The following is an 18,431-nucleotide window of genomic DNA, read 5'->3' as shown; positions in this document are numbered from 1 at the left end:
TTCTGGACCTTCTTCGCATGGAGGTGCGGGAAGGACTGTCTGGTCTGGATCAGATCGGGGATGAGGAATTGTACGACTGCATCGACCAGGCAATCGCAGGTCAGGCAGAACACCGCTACCTGCCTTTGGGAGAGCGCATTGAGCTGAAAAACCGGCTGTTTGACAGCTTCCGGCGGCTTGATATTTTGCAGGAGCTGGTCGATGACCCGGAAGTGACAGAGATCATGGTAAATGGAAAAGATCATATTTTTGTTGAGCGGGGAGGAAGGCTGGAACGCTGGGAGCACAGCTTTGAGAGCGTGGAGCAGCTTGAGGATATGATCCAGCAGATTGTCAGCAAGATCAACCGGGTGGTGAATGTAAGCAGGCCGATCGCGGATGCAAGGCTGGTAGAAGATGGTTCCCGTGTACACATCGTACTTCCACCCATTGCCCTGGAGGGACCGGTGGTGACGATCCGAAAATTTCCGGAACCGATCACCATTGAGCGTCTGATCCACTATGGCTCTTTAACGGAAGAGGCGGCAGAATTTTTTGGGATGCTGGTGCGGTCCGGGTATAACATCTTCATCAGTGGCGGAACCGGATCCGGAAAGACCACATTTTTGAATGCGTTATCATCTTATATTCCCGAGACAGAGCGGGTCATTACGATTGAGGACTCTGCAGAGCTGCAGATCACCCAGGTGCCAAATCTGGTGCGCCTGGAGACCCGGGGAGCGAATGCAGAGGGCGAAGGTGCAGTCGAGATCAGTGATCTGATCCGGGCATCCTTGCGAATGCGCCCCAATTACCTGATTGTTGGGGAGGTCCGTGGAAAAGAATGCCTGGATATGCTGCAGGCGCTCAACACCGGACATTTTGGCCTTTCCACAGGACATGGGAATAGTGCGCGGGATATGCTTTCCCGGCTTGAAACCATGACGCTGATGGCTGCAGACCTGCCGCTGCCTGCGGTAAGGGGGCAGATCGCCTCGGCGATAGATATTCTGGTTCACCTTGGGAGACTCCGGGACCGGAGCAGGAGGGTGCTGGAGATTATGGAGGTGACAGGCTTTTCGGATGGGGAGATCCAGCTAAACCCGCTTTACCGTTTTATGGAAAGAAGGGATGCAGATGAGGAAAAGGAGCGGGGAGAGCCAGAAAAGTGCAGTAAGAGCAGAACTTTGCAACGGAGCGGAAAAGGAAGGGTTTCGGGCACGCTGGTCCGGGTCGGGAACCTTAAAAACCGGGAAAAACTGCAGGCAGCAGGCTGGGAAACAGCAGGGACTGGATTATAACCAGTATCACCTGTCAGCAAAGGAGTTTGCATGGGTGCTTGGAAAAAGTGCGGCAGTGAGCGGCTTATTTGCTTATGTGTTTTACCGCAGCATGCAGGTATTTCTGCTGTTGCTGCCGGTCAGTGTTTTTCTTCTTTTCTGGAGGGAGCGAAGACAGCGTTTAAAAAAACGCAAGCTCCTTTTAGCACAGCAGTTTAAGGAAGCTATGGTGATCCTGGCAGCATCGCTTAGTGCAGGCTACGCCATGGAAAATGCCATGGCAGTGAGTCTGGAGGAGTTGCGGCTTTTGTATGGGGAAAAAGGACTGATCGTTCAGGAGTTTTCCGGAATGGTGCAGCAGATCCGGACCAACCGGAATGTGGAGCAGGTGCTTTTGGAGTTTGCCGCCCGGAGCGGGCTGGAGGATGTGCAGAATCTGGCAGAGGTGCTGGGAATCGGAAAGCGGACAGGAGGTGATCTGGGAAGCATCATGCGCCACACGGCGGAAGTAATCCGGGATAAGATGCAGGTAAAAGAAGAGATCATGACGCTGACAGCGTCGAGACAGTTTGAGCAGAAAATCATGAACCTGATTCCTTTTTTCATCGTTTTCTATGTGGAAGGAACCTCGCCGGGCTTCTTTGACCAGATGTACCGGACCGGAATGGGACGGTGCCTTATGACATTGTGTATGGGATTATATCTGACTGCCTTCTGGCTGTCAGAGCGGATTCTCGACATTGAGGTGTAGTATGAGAGCAGGCGGTGGAGGACAAAACGAAAGAAACAAATATAAATCAATGCAGGGCAGGAGTGTCCAGAGAAGACCGCTGCAAAACGGAATACGTTATGGCAAAACAGAGCCGCAAAGAACTGGACAAAGCAAAACAGTAGCGGGCAAAAACAACCGAAGGTGGATAGAACAGATCAGAATGTGGCGAAGCAGGATTGCAAAAAGCAGCTTCCTGCGCCCGGGAGTCTGTGTTGCAGTCAGCCTGCTCCTTTGGGGGTATCTGACTTATCTGGCACCGGATCAGGAAAATGGCTTGTCACAGGGGCAGCTGGAAAGGGAAGGCTATGGTGGCTCACTAAAAGAAGAACAGCTGGTAGTAAGCGGCCTTGGAACTGAAGAGCAGACGGTGACGGTAAAGGTCAGTCCAAGGGTCTACACAAGAGAAGAAGCGGATGAGGTGTTTTTTGAGATCATGGACAGTCTGGAGGAAGAAATCCGCGGAAAGAACGAGAGTCTTCAGGCAGTGTCGGAAAATCTGAAGCTTCCCTCTTATCTGGATGAGTATGGTGTGCGGGTGCGCTGGCATTCTTCAGAGCCGGAGCTTTTGTCTTCAGCCGGAACGATTGAAGCTGGGATTGAAAAGAAACAGGAGGTGGTGCTTCAGGCAGAGCTTTCAGCAGGCGAGTACCGGGCAGATTTTGAACTGCCGGTAACGCTGGTGCCTAAGAAACTGACGGAGGAGGAACTGCTGAGAAAGCATTTTTCGAAAGAGGTAAACCGTCTGGATGAACAGCAAAAGCAGTTATCATCGCTGCAGCTTCCAATGGAATATCAGGGGAAAGCGTTGTCTTACCGAAGCGCAGAAAAAAACAGTTATGCTGTGATCCCATTATTGGGTGTGCTGATGGCGATGCTTCTTCTGTTGCAGGAGAAATCGGGCCAGCAGAAGCTGGAGAAAAAACGGGAGCAGCAGCTTTTGCTGGATTATCCGGAGGTGGTGTCAAAGCTGCAGGTGCTGGTAGGCGCAGGAATGACAGTGCGCAATGCCTGGGGCCGCATGGTCCATGATTATGAAAACGTATCTGGGAAAAAGGTACGGCCTGCTTACGAAGAAATGCGCCAGACCTATTACCAGATGGAAAATGGAACGGCAGAGGGAGTCGCATACCGGGATTTTGGAAGGCGGTGCCGCCTTCAGCCATATTTAAAGCTGAGCAGCATCCTGGAACAGAACCGGAAGACCGGAACAAAAAACCTGAGGGAGCTTTTGCACAGAGAGGTGGTGGATGCATTTGAACTGCGGAAAAATCTGGCGAGAAGACTGGGGGAAGAAGCGGGGACTAAACTTCTGGCTCCGCTTCTGCTCCTGCTGTTTGTAGTGATGATCTTTATCATGGTGCCTGCCATGATGACAATGGGGTGAAGTAAATGCGCAAACATATTGGACAGTTACGAAATAACAAAAGAAATGGGGGAAACATATGAATAAGAAGAATTGGAAGGAACATAAGCTGCTGCAGGAGTGGAACGCGTTCTGGAAACAGGAAGAAGGCGTTGGCACAATCGAGATTGTTTTGCTCCTTGTCGTGCTCATTGGATTGGTCATCATTTTCAAGGCCCAGATCACCAAGCTGCTGGAAAACATTTTTAAGGAGATCGAGAGCCAGTCAAAGGAAGTGTATTAGGAATACATGGTCAGGATGTGATGCGGGATGAGGCAGTATGGAAAAAAACAGGGATTAAGCGGACAGATCACAGTGTTTATCAGCATGATCCTAATGATCCTTTTTGCATTTTTGTGTGTGCTGATGGAGTCGGCGCGGACGGCCGGGGCAAGATGGTACTTGCAGATGGCAGCATCCTCTGCCATGGATTCTGTATTCAGCCAGTATCATCGGGAACTGTGGGACCGGTATCGCTTGTTGTTTGCGGAATATGAAAGCCCGGAAGAGATTGAGCAGGATTTCGCAGGATTTCTGCTGCCTTATCTGGAAACAAAAAACTGGTATCCTATGGCATTGGAGCAGACGGTTGCGGAGGAAATTGTGCGGGCCACGGACGGTCATGGTGCATATCTGGAGAAAGAAATCCTGGATTACATGAAATACGGAGTATGGAAGCTGGATTTTGAGGGTGATGCCGTGCCGGAGCTCTGGGACTATGAGCGGGAGGCAGAGGCGGTGACTGAGATGGCACAGAGCTACCGCCTCAGGACCCGGGATGTGTGGAAGCTGGAGCGGGTTCTGGAAGATATCAGCGGAAATCTGGACCGGCAGCGGACATTCCGTGAACAGGGCTTAAACAGTCTCTCGTCTTATGACGGTGCAGGATTTCGCCGGGAGGCAGAGCGGATGATCGGGGAATTAAGAAAGATTCCGGGACTGGTCCGGCAATATGAAAAAGAAGCAGACAAGCTGGCCACTGTCCTGGCATCAGACCGGCAGGAGCAGAATGCACGTGCGGACCGTTTCAGTGCCGGGACAGCAGCGGCCCTGGAGGAGGAAATCCAGGAATACGAGGCATACATAGCGGAAGATGGAAAACGGCGTCAGGAAATCCGGGATCTGGACCTAAGCAGTGCTGAGCAGATCCAGCGTCTGGAAGCATTGATCGAGCTCTCCTATGAAGTGGAACGGGAGATTGAGGAATGGGAGGATGATGACGATGAAGACGGAGATGGCGGCGAGCCAGATTATGAGAGCCTGTGGAGACCGGTGCGCAATGGACTGGAGGGTATCGTAATCCCGGTCTTATCGTTTGCGCATGGCATTCAGGATAAAGAAAAAGAAGGCTGGTTAAAGCAGGTGGAACAGCTTTACCAGGAGGGAATGCTGGGCCTTCTGGTACCAGATGGACACCAGATATCGGAAAAGCTCGCCAGCACAGCAGAGCTTCCTTCCCATACAGAAAGCTATGAGGAGGGTGCCGGGAGCGGCAGCATGGTGGATCATGTTCTGGTGAATGAATACTGCGGGATGTTTTTCTCACAGTTTTGTTCGGGAGCAGAGCAGAAGAATATTTCGGAGAAAAGGGAGAAACGGAAAGGTCTGTCAAAGACCGGGACAGATCCAGGCGAAACAACGGGGGACGGCACAAAGCCGGAAATACAGCTGGAAACACAGGCGCAGGTTCTGGATTACGAGATAGAATACCTCCTGTTTGGAAACGCAAGTGACCGGGAAAATTTAAGCGATGCGGTGCACCGGCTTTTAGCAGTCCGGTCCGGCCTGAATCTGATCCATATTCTTTCTGACAGCGGGAAGCGGGAACAGGCCAGGGCGCTGGCAGCCGTGATCACAGGTGCCGGTTCCATCACACCGCTGATTCTGGTGACAACCTTTTTTGTTATGTCAGTCTGGGCTTTAGGGGAAGCACTTATGGACGTAAAAGGACTTCTGGCCGGGAAAAAGGTGGTTTTGTTGAAAACATCAGAGGACTGGACGTTAGATGTGGAAAACCTGCTGGTTTTAGGACGGGATGGAACACTGGAAGCGGGAGGCGGGGAACGCGGACTTTCGTATCTTTCCTGGCTGAAGATCCTGCTATTTGTGGAACCGGCAGTCCGGCAGGAATACCGGATCATGGATGTGATCCAGCTGAATCTGGGACAGGGAAAAAGCGGATTCCGCATGCGAAACGGAGTGTATCAGGTGCACATGTCCGGGAATGTTTGTGGAAAATACCTGTTCTTTTCTCCGGCATTTGTGGAAAACATGACAGGAAACCGGGAAACGGGAATGAATCTGACCGTGAAAGTAGAACGGCGCTATTAAAAAGGAGGTGAAAAGGAATGCTCTGCTGGATGAAAGATCTGGTCAGCCGTGGAAAACAACGGGCGAATCAGAAAAATAAAACAAATGTACCTCTCCAAGTACGAAGCCCCTTTCAGAAAGACAAATGGTTCTCAGCCCCAAAATGCGGCAGGAAATATGAGTCCAGCAGGGCATTCCCTTTCACCTCCCTAAACGCGTCCCTGACACTGGAAGCATCCCTGGTGCTGCCACTCCTGATCTTTGCTTCAGTCTGTCTGATGCTTCCGGCCAGGATCATGATGACAGAGCGGAAAATGCAGGCAGGCCTGGAAGCTGTGGGAGAGGAACTGAGCCAGTATGCGTATCTCCTGGACAGTGTCGAGCGGGGAAACTTAGGCAGCATTCCAGGGGCAGGGGAAGCAGCCCTGGCATTTTGCCAGAATGCAGCGGCCGTAGCAGCTCCCATTTATGCCTACGGAAAAACAATGGATTACTGTGACACGGCACGGGTATCCCACGTCAGTATGCTGGGATCTTCTATCCGTGAGGATGGGGAGACGCTGGATCTGGTTATGGAATATGATATTTCCTTTCCGTTTCCGGTACTCGGACTTTCCTCCCTTCATCGCACGGTGCGAAGCCGGAGACGGTGCTGGATCGGAAGAGAAGGGCGTTATGGGGCAGATGCGAATGCCGGTGATGAGGATGAGCAGATTGTATATGTCGGGAAGAACAGCACGCGCTATCATCCGGACCGGAGCTGCCATTACCTGTCAAACAAACTGACTGCGGTAGCCTGGGAAAGTGTATCCGGTAAGCGGAACACAGACGGCAGCAAATATTATCCATGCGCCTCCTGTGCAAAAAACGCAGGAAAGGGAAGCACCGTTTACATTATGCCAAGCGGGGGACGCTACCATACGATGCAGGACTGTAATGCGATCATGGCTTATGTGCGGGCCGTAAAATTAAAAGAGGTAAAGCATCTGGGGGCCTGCTCTTATTGCGGTGGAGGATGACAAAAATGACGATGACTCTGGTTCTGGCCCGCATGGGCATCTTTATAATTTTTCTGATGACAGCGGCCTGGCAGGACTTAAAAGCAAAACAGATCAGGATATGGGTATTATGTTTGGCCGGAATGGCAGCAGTGTTGTTTCAGGTACTGACCGTTTTTATGGCATTGTATACCGGGGAGGAGTCAGTGGTGCGTCCAATGATCATGGCAGGAGGAGCTGCTTTATATGGAGATGGTTCAGGCACTGGGAGCGTGTGGGAAGTCTGTCTGCCTTATCTGTCTGGCCTTCTGCCAGGTGTGGCCCTGCTGGTATTTTCCTGGCTGAGCCAGGGAATCGGAACAGGGGACGGCTGCTTTTTTCTGGTAAGCGGTCTGCTCCTGGGGCTGGCAGATAATCTGCTCCTTTTGTGCGGGGCAGTGTTTAGCAGCGGGTTATTTGGATTGGGCTATTATGTGTTTCACTGTGTGAACCGCTGCTGGAACCGAAACAACGATCAGAAGAGAAAAATAGGGATTGGAAAGACAGAGCTTCCGTTTTTGCCTTTTGCAGTGATACCTGGAATTGGGATTGTGGTAAGCCGGCTGGTACAGATGGAAATTTTGGTTTTATAGGAAATTGTTTCCTAAGACATCCGAAATATTTCGTGGAATGCAAAGCAGTGATTGAGCATGTTATGGAGCTATTAGAAGGGAATGCAGAGTGCACCTCGCATAAAGACAGGTGGCTGTCAGGAAGGGGATAGGCAAGAGCGAGTGATATACACGGGAGAAAGACGTCAGAAAAAAGGATTGCGGGCCAGTATGACGGTAGAGGCCGCAGGCGTTATGGCGGCAGTGCTGGTCACACTTATGGTCCTGATGGGACAGGCAATGAATTGGAGTGCCAGGGCAGCAGGGAATTTCAAGCTGCATGAAACTGTGGAGAGGGAACGTCATCAGATTGAGCATGACCAGGAGAATCGCATTCAGAGGCAGGCAGGCGGAAGAAATTGGAGCTTAGAGATTTCGGCACCTGTATTCCGGCCGGAAAATTTGCTTAGGATGTGGAGTCTGGTGGAGGATAGAACATGAAGACCAGTTATCAGAGAGAAATGAAGCGAAATTACCTGATCGTAGACCCGGAACTGTCGGAGATTCCGGAAATGATTCCATTTGAGCAGAAAATGCTGGAGCAGAACCAGATTGACGGAATCCTGCATTTTCAGGTAAGACAGAAGGATGAAAAAATCCGTTTCTTTTATGAGATCACATCCAGACAGCCATTGATCCGAATGCTGGAGGGGCAGTCTGTGCAGGCACCGCAGATCCGCGCCCTGGTATTTGGAATCGCACGTGCCCTGGATCATATGGAGCAGTACCTGCTCAGTGAGAAAAGTGTATTGCTGGATCCGGAATATCTGTATGTAGATCCGGAAAACCTAAAGGTCTGGTTGTGCCTGGTTCCTGGAAGAGAGTGCGATTTCCCGGAGGACTATAGTAAGTTTTTGGAGTACCTTCTTGGAAAAGTAGACCACCGTGATAAGGAATCCGTGGTGCTGGCGTATGGACTCTACCAGGAAACCAGAAAAGAAAATTATGGAATGGGAGATATTTTACGGCTTGCGCAGCAGAAATACAGTGTGAGTGGATCGGAACACAGGAGCGATTCAAGTGAGTTTCGAACAGGATATAGACGAAATGAAAGAATGGGGACTGATGAAATAACACAAACAGACGGAGCTGCTGCTACAGACAGAGCTGTTGTCGCGGATGAAAGCTCTGAGTGGAAGTGGCAGGAGCAGGATCAGTACCAGACTGGGGAAGCTGACTGGAAATCGATGCCAAACGGAAACCACCCGGCAGAATGGCAGCTGGGAACGGTGCGTACCAGCAAGATCCAGACAGATTCAGAACCGGAACAGGGTGGCTTTTTTGGAAGGTGGAAAGAGCGCAGAAAAAAACGGCAGGAGGAGAAACAGCGGGAGTATGAGCGGGCGCTCCAGATGCCTTGGGAGATGATGTTTGCAGAAAACGATTCTCCGGAATCGCCGGAAGATTTTCAGGAATACGGGGCGGTCACGCAAAGAAATCAGGCGGGAAAACAGGAAACAGCAGTGCAGTCATTTGAACGGCCTATGCAGAGCAGTGACACCGTTCTTTTGAATGGGGAAGCTTCCGAAAGCAGTGCCCGCATCCGAAGGCTTGTGGCATTGGATGCAGGCACAGAGGATATTGCCATCGCATATTACCCGTTTATCATTGGAAAACAGGAAAATCTGGTAGACTACGTCCTGGCCCGGGAAACGGTCAGCCGGCTTCACCTTAGGATTGACCGGAAAGATGACCGCTATTATGTACAGGATTTAAATTCTACAAATGGGACCAGCGTGGGCGGTCATATGCTGGAAAATAATGAGACCATGGAAATCTGGGATGGAGTGGAAGTAAACATTGCGGGGGTAAGGTACCGGTTTGAGTAGGGAGATTTATTTTTGTCTTATGAATGACTAGCCCCAGTCTCCCGGATGATCGCATCTGCCCGTTTCTTTACTTCAGGACGGAGTACGGCTCCGATGCCTGGTGCGGTTGGAAGCTTGGCATGACCATCTTCAATGACCGGAAGTGCTTCCACAATATCCTGGTACCAGGTCGCAAGGTTTGCACGCACAACCTCCTGGAACAGCCCGGCCGGGGAGTTTAAGCCCAGGTGAAGGCCAGCCCACAGAAGGACCGGACCGGTGCAGTCGTGCGGTGCGATCGGAATATTATAGCTTTCTGCAAGGGCAGCAATCTTGCGGCCTTCTGTAAGGCCACCGCACCAGCCGAGATCCAGCATGGCGTAATCAAATGCACCTGCTGCGAACATTTGGCGGAAGGTGACGGCTCCGGCGAGCGTTTCACTGCCGCAGATCGGTGTTCTGGTCTTATGGCGGAGTTCTTTGATCTGCTGGATATCATCCATTTTGCAGAGCGGGTCCTCTGCCCAGAAAATGTCGTAAGGTTCCAGTGCTTTACAGATGCGGAGGGCAGCAGGTGCACTCCAGAGACTGTGCATCTCACACATGACCTCAATCTGGTTGCCGACTGCATCGCGTATCTGCTGGAATGGTTTCAGGCCGGCTTCCAGATCTGTGGCAGAGATCCAGTTTCCCTGGGTCTTGGCTGCAAATGGATCAAACGGCCAGATCTTCATGATTTTATAACCCTCGCTTAACAGGCTTTTTGCCAGGGCACCGGCGTCACGGTTGAATGCGACCTGGTCATCATAAGGTCCACGCATTTCATCCTTGTCAGTGATCATGCGGCGGCTGCTTCCGGAGTTATAGGCACTGCTGCTGGCATTGAAGGAATAACCGGAGCAGGTGTTGTAAACCTGGATGGAAGAGCGGGAAGCGCCTCCCAGTGCCTCATAAACCGGAATGCCGTGGCGTTTTCCGGCCAGATCCCAGAGTGCGATATCGATCGCACTGGCAGCGCGGACTTCTGCGCTGGCACTGTGAAAGCCGACATAAGGGGTCAGCAGGGTTCTGGAAATAAGTTCGATATTTCTGGAATCCTGTCCGATCAGCCACGGGCAGATATCGTGATGGATGATGGTTTCGATCGCAGCGGTACCTCGCCAGGCTTCGCCCAGTCCGGTAAGGTTTTCATCAGTTTCAATCTCAACCCAGATGCTGTTTGGAAACTGCTCCAGGCGAATGGTGCGGACATTGGTAATGATGGACATAGAGAAATCCTCCTCGTTAATTTTATATTGTAATCCTATCATAAAGCAGGCGAAGAAGATATGCCATTCATAAAAATGTAAAAACAGAAGTTTCACTTATACAAAACAGAAAAAAACTGAAAAATCAGAGGGAAAATACGGGAAAGTATAAGCTTTACTTATGAAGAAACAGGAAATGGATTTGCGCCTCCTTTGTAAATTGGCTATAGTAAAGGCATCAGAAAACTGATTGGTCTTTCACGAAAAACAGGAATAAGCAAAGGAGAAAAAAGGTATGAAAAAAATGTTATCAGTGATGCTGGCAGCGGGATTAGTATTGGGATTAAGCGCATGTTCCGGTGGCAGTGCAGGGACAGCAACAACAGGAGCAGAAACAAAAACAGAAGCGAAAACCGAAGATAAAACTGCAGAAACAACCGGTTCAGAAGCTGGTGAGCGGGTATGGCCAACGACAAAGAATGTAGAGATTATCTGCCCGGCTTCAGCAGGTGGACTTACCGATAGTGCGGCACGTATTTGGGCAAATTATCTTGGAACACAGTTTCCAGATACAAACTTTATTGTAAATAATGATAATACCGGTAATGGAACAGTTGCAATGGAAACCGTACGAAACAGTCAGGATACGGATGGCAGTACACTGCTGTTTTATAATACCGGAATGCTGATTGCAAAATATACTGGTGCGTATCAGTATAGTCTTCTGGATGATTTTAATTTCTGTACAGTAGGATATGCTACCAATCCAGATGGATTTATTCTTTGTGTTGCCGGTGATTCTAAGTATGAAAATGTGGAAGATCTTGTGAATGCCATGAAAGCAGAGCCGGGCAAACTGGTTACGGGAATTCAGAATGGTTCTACCAGACAGTTCCTGGCAGGTGCTATGAAAGCAGCAACAGAGACGGATTTTAAGATGGTTGATAGTGGTTCAGAAGCAGATACGATCACAGCTCTGTTAGGAGGCAATCTTGATTTTGCATTCGTACAGGCAGGAAATGCAACTCAGTATGCACAGACTGGTGACATGAAGCTTCTTGGAATTTGTCAGGCAGAGCGTTCTGAAAATTATCCGGATGTTCCTACGATTGCAGAACAGGGTGTTGAAGGAATGGATTTGAACGCATTGCAGATTATTGCAGGTCCGAAGAGGATGTCTGACGAAATTGCAGAAGCAGTAGCGGCAACCATGGAGGGATATGCGAAGGATGAGACTGTACAGAGTTCGCTGGCCAATATGAAAGTTAGTTATTCGGAATATGTAGACCGTACAGCATCCAGAAAATTGGTGGAAGATACGAATGCAAGTTTTGCGGAAGCAGCAAAGGCTCTTGGATATTAATGTGGGTAAAAAGACGAGGTGATATCATGAAGCGGGATCGTGCGACAGGGATCATTGCTGCATTGCTGGGAGTGCTTGTGGCGGTGTATGCGTGGATGCTCCCTAAATCGGGAATTGAAGGGGATATTGGTCCGGCGGTGTTCCCCTATATGGCTGCAGTTATGTTGATTGTATGTGGTGTAATCTTGGCTGTCCGTCGGCAAAAGGAAGACAGCGCACCGTTTCTTCCGGAAATGATACAGAAAAAGCGCTTTCTTGTGATAACGCTGGTATACGTTTTGTATGGAATTCTTCTGTGGGCAGTAGGATTTTTGATTGCCACACCAGTGGCATGCTTTGTGCTATGTATCATGATGAGTGGAAGCAGAAAAATTGCTAAATGGAAACTTGCTGTATTTTCACTGATTGTGACAGCGGTGGTATATTATTGCTTTTACACGTTGCTTAGCTTAAAGCTTCCAACGGGCAGTATCATTCGTTTTGTGATTTAGGAGGAATGTGACATGACATTTGCGTTACAGGCATTACAGATTTTTTTCACACCTTCCATGCTGCTTGTGTGTCTGGTGGGCGGACTGGCAGGCGTAATTTTCGGCGCAATTCCTGGATTATCTGGCGGTACTTGCATGATTTTAGCGCTTCCGATTACATATGCCATGAATACCAATATGGCAGTAGCACTGCTGACCAGTATCTGGGTTGGTGGAACTTCTGGTTCGTTTATCGGCTCCATTTTGTTGGGAATTCCGGGATCAGTGGCATCTATCGCGACAGTTTATGATGGATATGAATTTACAAGAAAGGGTGATCCGGTTCGTGCGCTATCAGCGGGAACTGTAGCAAATTTTGTGGGAACGGTACCTAGCCTTCTGATTGCTATGTTCTCTTGTCAGATCATTGCAAAGTATGCCATCAAACTTGGTGCGTGGGAGTATTTTGCTCTTGGATTTTGTGCTATAACACTGGTTATTACTCTTTCCAAGGGAAATATGATCAAGGGTCTGATTGGAGCGGCTTTGGGATTGCTGTTATCTGCTGTTGGTACTGCTCCAATTTGTGGAACACCGAGATTTACTTTTGGAAGCTATTATTTTTCCGGTGGTTTTTCTCTGGTGTGTGTCATGATGGGCATTTTTGCCGGAAGAATCATCATCATGGAATATGCTAAGGGTGAAAAACTGGGAGATGGAGCGAAAGAAAATAAGATCAAAGTAGGTGGTTTCCATCTGCCAATCACCGATGTGCTGAAAAATATCAAAAATATGATTGTTTCATTCCTGATCGGTCTTTGGATTGGTTTTCTTCCGGGAATGGGAGCAGCCTTATCTAATGTAGTAGCATATGCAGTTGCAAAGAGTTCTTCCAAGCATCCGGAAGAATTTGGAAAAGGCTGTATTGATGGTGTTTTTGCACCGGAAGTAGCAAACAACGCGTCCATTGGCGGTGCGCTGATTCCGGCAATTGCGCTTGGAATTCCTGGTGATACAGCAACAGCCTTGATGCTTGGCGGCCTGGTAATTCATGGAGTAGAATCTGGACCGTTAATGTTCCGAAACCAGCCGGTTATGGTGTATTGCATTTTTGTTGCAGCAATTTTTGGAGCGATTTTTGTTCTTCTCGGTGAGATTTTTGGTATGAAAGCGTTGCCAATGCTGCTGACTGTGTCATACCATTATCTGTACCCGGCAATTGTGGTACTTTGTTTTGCTGGCGTGTATATCAGTTCTGGCAATATTTTTGCAGTATTTGCTTCTATTTTCTTCACTCTGCTTGGAATTTGGATGCAGTTTGCAGGCATCCCGAATAGTCCATTTACGTTGGCATTTGTGTTAAGCACCATTCTGGAAACCTATTTCAGACGGGCATTAAGTTACTCTGGAGTTGCTACTTTTTTCACCAGACCGATTTCCTGTGTCTTGATTGTTGTGTCTCTTGCAACTGTTTTCTGGCCGGTAATCCGGAATCGCTTTTTTGCGAAAACATTTGCACAGGTTGAAGATGATGACTGATTCATTATTGATTTTGTGGAAAGAACAGTGTGGGATTTCTCGCACTGTTTTTTTCTGCGTTTCCATGCTATAATTTTACAAAACGCAGGCAGGAGGGAAGATATGAATTTACGACAGATGGAATATCTGTTGGCTGTTGTAGAAACAAAAAACATCTCCAGGGCAGCAGAGCAGTGTTATATTTCACAATCTGGAATGAGCCAGCAGTTGGCCAGTGTGGAAAAAGAACTGGGTATGCCGGTGTTTCAACGGGTAAATAATGAATTAATTCCGACTCGTGAGGGAGAAATCTATATCCGATATATAAGGGAAATTCTGGGACTTCATGCCCGGGCATTGCGGGAAATGGAGGATTGCGCAAATCCGGACCGCGGGAGAATTTTGATTGGAGTCGGACCAGAGCGTGGAAATGCAATGATACAGCAGATATTTCCGGGATTTCGGAAAAAATTTCCGAATGTTCAGATCCAGATTGTGGAAAACCATTTATATGAAATGGAACAGATGGTATGCAACAACATGTTGGATCTGGCAGAAGCTGCGTATATGCCGCAGATACCCAACAGCTTAAGTTCGGATGTAAAGGCAGTAGACTTGTACACAGAGCGGATTATGCTGATCATGCCGAATACGCCGTATTATCAGAAAAAGTTGCAGCGTCTCGGTCTGGAAGCAGAAAAGAGTGTGGTGAATCTTGTGGACTTTCAGGAGGAGGGATTTGTGATTCCATCAGAAACGAGAATCCGTCTGAGACGTCTTGTTGATAAAACATTTCAGGACGCAGGATTTGTCCCAAAGGTAATGTTGGAGACAAGTAATAATGCCTCAGCGATTAATTTTGTGGCGGGAGGAAATTATTTGAGTCTGGTTCCGCAGTCTTATTATTACGGAGTATATGGTCAGACTGACCGGTTAATTTACCGGATGATACGGCAAAATCCGTACTGGAATCGAGCATTGATTTATCGGAAAAATGCCAGATTAACAGAAGCTGAGAAATGCCTGATCCATATGATTCGTGATTTTCACAGCATCATGAAGGAAACGCTGAATCAAGACAATCTTAATGGCCCCCTGATCCCCGGAAATAAATAACATTCAGAACGGAGTTTGCATGAACCAATATCAGAATCCTTATTATATGGTGCCGCAGCGGCGGCCGCGGGCCTGGGTAAACGGCACGCTGATTATCCTGAATATCCTTTATTTTTTATATCTGGAACTGGCGGGATCCACGGAGGACGCGTATTTTATGCTGGAACACGGGGCCATGTATGGTCCGTTTGTTTTGCGGGGCCACGAATACTACCGGCTGCTGACATCTGTCTTTATGCACTTTGGCATCAATCATATTGTGAATAACATGCTGGTTTTGTTTGTGCTTGGGGATAACCTGGAGCGGGCACTGGGAAAAGTGAAATATCTGATTTTTTATCTGATCTGTGGTGTCGGCGCCAATGTGGTTTCTATGCTGCTGGAAATGCCGTTTGAGGACTGGTCTGTGGGAGCCGGGGCGTCCGGCGCAATCTTTGGTGTGGTTGGTGGTTTGATTTATGTGGTGGCGGTAAACAGGGGACGTCTGGAGGATTTGAGCACACGGCAGCTGGTGATAATGGCGGCATTTTCCCTGTATCTGGGATTTACCAGCACCGGAGTCGACAATGCAGCTCATGTGGGCGGTCTGATCATCGGCATTATACTGGCAGCACTTTTCTACCGAAAACCCCGCCCCACTTGCCGATCCACAATATGGGATGTATAATGTGTTTTAGCAATACGCAGTGCCAAAAACGAGCAGAACGACCTGGTTGTGCTTGCACGAGCCAGAGCGTGAGGCGAGTTTTTGATAGGGCGTAAGCCCGTTAGTGAAAAAACACGAAGTGTTTTTGAACGTGCACTGCGGACGTTGAAAACGCGCACTGCAAGAAACCAAATGGAGGAAATGAACATGAGAGATGATAATTGTATTTTCTGCAAGATCGCAAACGGCGAAATCCCGTCTGCTACTGTATATGAGGACGATGACTTCCGTGCGATCCTGGATTTAGGTCCGGCATCCAAGGGACATACCCTGATCCTGCCGAAGAATCATTATAAAGACATCTGCGAGGCAGATGAGGCAGTTATGGCAAAAATCCTGCCGCTTGCTGCAAAGCTCGGAAAAGCAATGAAGAGCCAGCTTGGTGCCAGTGGATTCAATGTTGTCCAGAATAATGGAACCAGTGCAGGTCAGACGGTCTTCCATCTGCATGTTCATGTCATTCCGCGCTACGAGGGTGGCCCGGATATGGTAAACTGGAAGCCGGGTAAGCCGGAGCAGGAAGAACTGGCGCAGACTGCAGGAGCTTTAAAGGCAGGGCTGTAAAAAATAGCAATGTAAAACTTCAACAGGGTCGCCTGAGTTGCCTTTTGGCAACTCAGACGACCCTTGTTATATGCTTAAATTGCTATTCCGCATAAGAAGCAATCAGCCCCATGACAATGCTTACAGCATCGGACAGCTCACTTTTTTCCATCGCGTCTACAAATTTTCTGCGATTTTCGTAGGTGGATTCGATGGCATCATACAGGGAGTCGCCGGTGATGTTTTCTTCCTCCAGAACAGTGGAGAAGCCCTGTTTTTCAAAGGAACGGGCATTTAAGATCTGGTCACCGCGGCTGGCAGCAGCGGAAAGCGGGATTAATACATTTGGTTTTCTGAGAGCCAGGATCTCGCAGATGGAGTTGGCGCCTGCGCGGGAGAGGACAATATCTGCGGCGGCAAACAGATGGCGCAGCGGAGCATCTACATATTCATATTGGACATAACCCGGGCGTCCGATGAGGCTTTCATCCAGATGTCCCTTTCCGCAGATATGTATTACCTGGTATTTCTGCAGAAGCTTTGGAAGCAGTTCACGCACAGCGTTGTTGATGGCAACAGCGCCAAGACTTCCGCCGATGACCATAATGATCGGTTTGGCTGCTGAAAGTCCTGTGAAGTTTAAGCCGGTCAGGCGGTCTCCCTGAAGTAATTCCCGGCGGATCGGAGAACCGGTGAGGACTGCTTTATCAGCCGGAAGGTACTGCAGGGTTTCCGGGAAATTGCAGCAAACCTTGGCCGCGGATGGGATACAGATCTTGTTGGCCAGTCCAGGAGTCATATCGGACTCGTGGATGATGGTCGGGATCTTATAGTGCTTGGCAGCCAGAACGACTGGAACAGCTACAAAGCCGCCTTTGGAGAAGACCACATCCGGGCGGTATTTCTTTAAAAGTGCGCGGGCCTCCGCATAGCCTTTGATGACGCGGAACGGGTCAGAAAAGTTTTTTAAGTCAAAGTAACGGCGCAGCTTGCCGGATGAAATGCCATCGTAAGGAATACCAGCTCCCTCAATAAGCTTTTTTTCGATGCCGTTGTAGGAACCGATGTAGTGGACCTCGTAGCCGCGCTCCTGCAATGATGGAAGCAGGGCCAGGTTTGGTGTAACGTGTCCGGCAGTACCGCCGCCGGTCAGAACGATCTTCTTCATATAGAAATACCTCCGGTTGGATAAAAGTCTGTGTAATCGTAACAGTCTGTCACTCTCACAGTTACGCGCGGGTACATAGCTGTACTACTATAGTAACTGCCGTGCCAAAAATGTCAACCCTGAATCGTTTTACGATTGCCTTTCGGGAGAAGGTTTGCTAGACTAATAGCAGAAACATTGCTGCCACACATGCGGGAACTGTAATGACAAGGTTTGCCGGGTTCATGGACAGCAACAGCAGAGCGGTTGCCAGAGATAAAAAACAGCCGTAAAAGTTAAATGAAAGCAGAGGAATTTATAAATGTTAGGAATTATTGGTGCCATGAAGGCGGAGGTAGAACAGTTAAAGCAGGAAATGAAGCAGCCGGAGGTTGTGACCGTAGCCGGCATGGAATTTTATAAGGGAACCATCGGCGAAAAAGAGGTGGTGGTAGTCCAGTCCGGAATCGGTAAAGTCAGCGCAGCTTTATGTGTGCAGATCCTGGCAGACCGGTTTGGCGTGGATGGCGTAGTCAATACTGGTATTGCCGGTTCTTTGAAGGCTGAGATCAACATTGGCGATCTGGTGCTTTCTACCGATGCGATCCAGCACGATGTAGATGCCACTAATTTTGGTTATCCGCTGGGCGAGATCCCGCAGCTTGGAACCCTGAACTTTGTTGCAGATGAGCGCCTGCGCAGTCTGGCAAAGAAGTGCTGCGAGGAGGTAAACCCGGATATCAGTGTTTATGAAGGAAGAGTATTAACCGGTGACCAGTTTATCTGCGACAAGAGCAAGAAGGAATGGCTTGGCGAGACCTTTCATGGTGCCTGCACCGAGATGGAGGGCGCAGCCATCGCTCAGGCAGCATACTTAAACAAGATCCCGTTTCTGATCGTGCGCGCCATCTCCGATAAGGCAGATGACAGTGCATCTATGGACTATCCGGAATTTGAGCGCAAGGCTATCATCCACAGCACGAACCTGACCCGCGCCCTGATCCTTGCATATTAAGACACGTTGTGACTGTGAAGGTACTGAACAGTTACGACGCGTTTTTTAGCAGAATTTGACGAACGATTCTGAGCTCCCTGAACTTTTCAAACGGTGCATGGGCAGT

18 protein-coding genes are annotated in these 18,431 nt (G+C 49.1%); 16 read left to right on the top strand and 2 right to left on the bottom strand.

Annotation, left to right across the window (positions count from 1 at the left end; translation table 11 throughout):
• The first annotated feature begins 17 nt into the window (after positions 1 to 17).
• The 9 genes from DW922_RS02390 (at position 18) to DW922_RS02350 (ending at position 9,221) form a co-directional block, all read left to right on the top strand.
• A complete protein-coding gene (locus DW922_RS02390) occupies positions 18 to 1,280 on the top strand; it encodes a CpaF family protein (RefSeq protein ID WP_118725737.1) in 1,263 nt (420 codons plus the stop codon).
• A gap of 34 nt (positions 1,281 to 1,314) precedes the next feature.
• Positions 1,315 to 2,010: a type II secretion system F family protein gene (locus tag DW922_RS02385; RefSeq protein ID WP_243031980.1), complete on the top strand. Its 696-nt coding sequence runs from the start codon at positions 1,315 to 1,317 to the stop codon at positions 2,008 to 2,010.
• 181 nt (positions 2,011 to 2,191) lie between these two features.
• Positions 2,192 to 3,415 (top strand): immunoglobulin-like domain-containing protein, encoded by a 1,224-nt coding sequence (locus DW922_RS02380; RefSeq protein ID WP_118725685.1) that lies wholly within the window; start codon positions 2,192 to 2,194, stop codon positions 3,413 to 3,415.
• Between the two features lie 58 nt (positions 3,416 to 3,473).
• Complete coding sequence (locus DW922_RS02375; RefSeq protein WP_118718616.1) at positions 3,474 to 3,677, top strand: Flp1 family type IVb pilin; 204 nt, start codon at positions 3,474 to 3,476, stop codon at positions 3,675 to 3,677.
• Positions 3,678 to 3,704: 27 nt separating this feature from the next.
• Positions 3,705 to 5,765 (top strand): DUF5702 domain-containing protein, encoded by a 2,061-nt coding sequence (locus tag DW922_RS02370; RefSeq protein ID WP_118725684.1) that lies wholly within the window; start codon positions 3,705 to 3,707, stop codon positions 5,763 to 5,765.
• A gap of 17 nt (positions 5,766 to 5,782) precedes the next feature.
• A complete protein-coding gene (locus DW922_RS02365; protein WP_118725683.1) occupies positions 5,783 to 6,763 on the top strand; it encodes a hypothetical protein in 981 nt (326 codons plus the stop codon).
• 5 nt (positions 6,764 to 6,768) lie between these two features.
• Positions 6,769 to 7,374 (top strand): hypothetical protein, encoded by a 606-nt coding sequence (locus DW922_RS02360; protein ID WP_118725682.1) that lies wholly within the window; start codon positions 6,769 to 6,771, stop codon positions 7,372 to 7,374.
• Positions 7,375 to 7,563: 189 nt separating this feature from the next.
• Positions 7,564 to 7,833 carry a hypothetical protein gene (locus tag DW922_RS02355; protein WP_147353355.1) on the top strand — a complete coding sequence of 90 codons (270 nt, stop codon included), beginning with the start codon at positions 7,564 to 7,566 and terminating at the stop codon, positions 7,831 to 7,833.
• Positions 7,830 to 9,221, top strand: coding sequence for a DUF6382 domain-containing protein (locus DW922_RS02350; protein WP_118725680.1), 1,392 nt, complete (start codon positions 7,830 to 7,832; stop codon positions 9,219 to 9,221). Before DW922_RS02355 ends, DW922_RS02350 begins: the two co-directional genes overlap by 4 nt.
• A gap of 17 nt (positions 9,222 to 9,238) precedes the next feature.
• Here DW922_RS02350 and DW922_RS02345 read toward each other — a convergent pair whose 3' ends face one another.
• Entirely contained in the window at positions 9,239 to 10,468 is a 1,230-nt protein-coding gene (locus DW922_RS02345; RefSeq protein ID WP_118725679.1) for a mandelate racemase/muconate lactonizing enzyme family protein, read from the bottom strand.
• 274 nt (positions 10,469 to 10,742) lie between these two features.
• Here DW922_RS02345 and DW922_RS02340 point away from each other — a divergent pair, with 274 nt between their 5' ends.
• The 6 genes from DW922_RS02340 (at position 10,743) to DW922_RS02315 (ending at position 16,184) form a co-directional block, all read left to right on the top strand.
• The gene (locus tag DW922_RS02340; protein ID WP_118725678.1) at positions 10,743 to 11,810 is read left to right on the top strand and encodes a tripartite tricarboxylate transporter substrate binding protein; all 1,068 of its coding nucleotides are present in this window, start codon (positions 10,743 to 10,745) and stop codon (positions 11,808 to 11,810) included.
• A gap of 26 nt (positions 11,811 to 11,836) precedes the next feature.
• Positions 11,837 to 12,301 carry a tripartite tricarboxylate transporter TctB family protein gene (locus DW922_RS02335; protein WP_207666283.1) on the top strand — a complete coding sequence of 155 codons (465 nt, stop codon included), beginning with the start codon at positions 11,837 to 11,839 and terminating at the stop codon, positions 12,299 to 12,301.
• A 12-nt stretch (positions 12,302 to 12,313) separates the two neighbouring features.
• Positions 12,314 to 13,819 (top strand): tripartite tricarboxylate transporter permease, encoded by a 1,506-nt coding sequence (locus DW922_RS02330; protein ID WP_118725676.1) that lies wholly within the window; start codon positions 12,314 to 12,316, stop codon positions 13,817 to 13,819.
• Positions 13,820 to 13,921: 102 nt separating this feature from the next.
• The gene (locus DW922_RS02325) at positions 13,922 to 14,914 is read left to right on the top strand and encodes a LysR family transcriptional regulator (RefSeq protein ID WP_118725675.1); all 993 of its coding nucleotides are present in this window, start codon (positions 13,922 to 13,924) and stop codon (positions 14,912 to 14,914) included.
• Between the two features lie 19 nt (positions 14,915 to 14,933).
• Positions 14,934 to 15,581: a rhomboid family intramembrane serine protease gene (locus DW922_RS02320; protein ID WP_243031978.1), complete on the top strand. Its 648-nt coding sequence runs from the start codon at positions 14,934 to 14,936 to the stop codon at positions 15,579 to 15,581.
• A gap of 186 nt (positions 15,582 to 15,767) precedes the next feature.
• On the top strand, positions 15,768 to 16,184 hold the full coding sequence (locus DW922_RS02315) for an HIT family protein (RefSeq protein ID WP_118718627.1): 417 nt from the start codon (positions 15,768 to 15,770) through the stop codon (positions 16,182 to 16,184).
• 82 nt (positions 16,185 to 16,266) lie between these two features.
• On the opposite strand, the gene DW922_RS02310 is transcribed toward DW922_RS02315, so the two are convergent.
• Positions 16,267 to 17,331, bottom strand: coding sequence for an undecaprenyldiphospho-muramoylpentapeptide beta-N-acetylglucosaminyltransferase (locus DW922_RS02310; protein ID WP_118725674.1), 1,065 nt, complete (start codon positions 17,329 to 17,331; stop codon positions 16,267 to 16,269).
• A 301-nt stretch (positions 17,332 to 17,632) separates the two neighbouring features.
• Here DW922_RS02310 and DW922_RS02305 point away from each other — a divergent pair, with 301 nt between their 5' ends.
• The gene (locus tag DW922_RS02305; protein WP_118725673.1) at positions 17,633 to 18,325 is read left to right on the top strand and encodes a 5'-methylthioadenosine/adenosylhomocysteine nucleosidase; all 693 of its coding nucleotides are present in this window, start codon (positions 17,633 to 17,635) and stop codon (positions 18,323 to 18,325) included.
• The last annotated feature ends 106 nt before the right edge of the window (positions 18,326 to 18,431 follow it).

The organism is Clostridium sp. AM42-4, assembly GCF_003480105.1.
Classification (GTDB): domain Bacteria; phylum Bacillota; class Clostridia; order Lachnospirales; family Lachnospiraceae; genus Brotaphodocola.
The sequence above is the reverse complement of the archived record's forward strand: the minus strand, read 5'-3'. Positions and strand labels throughout refer to the sequence as shown.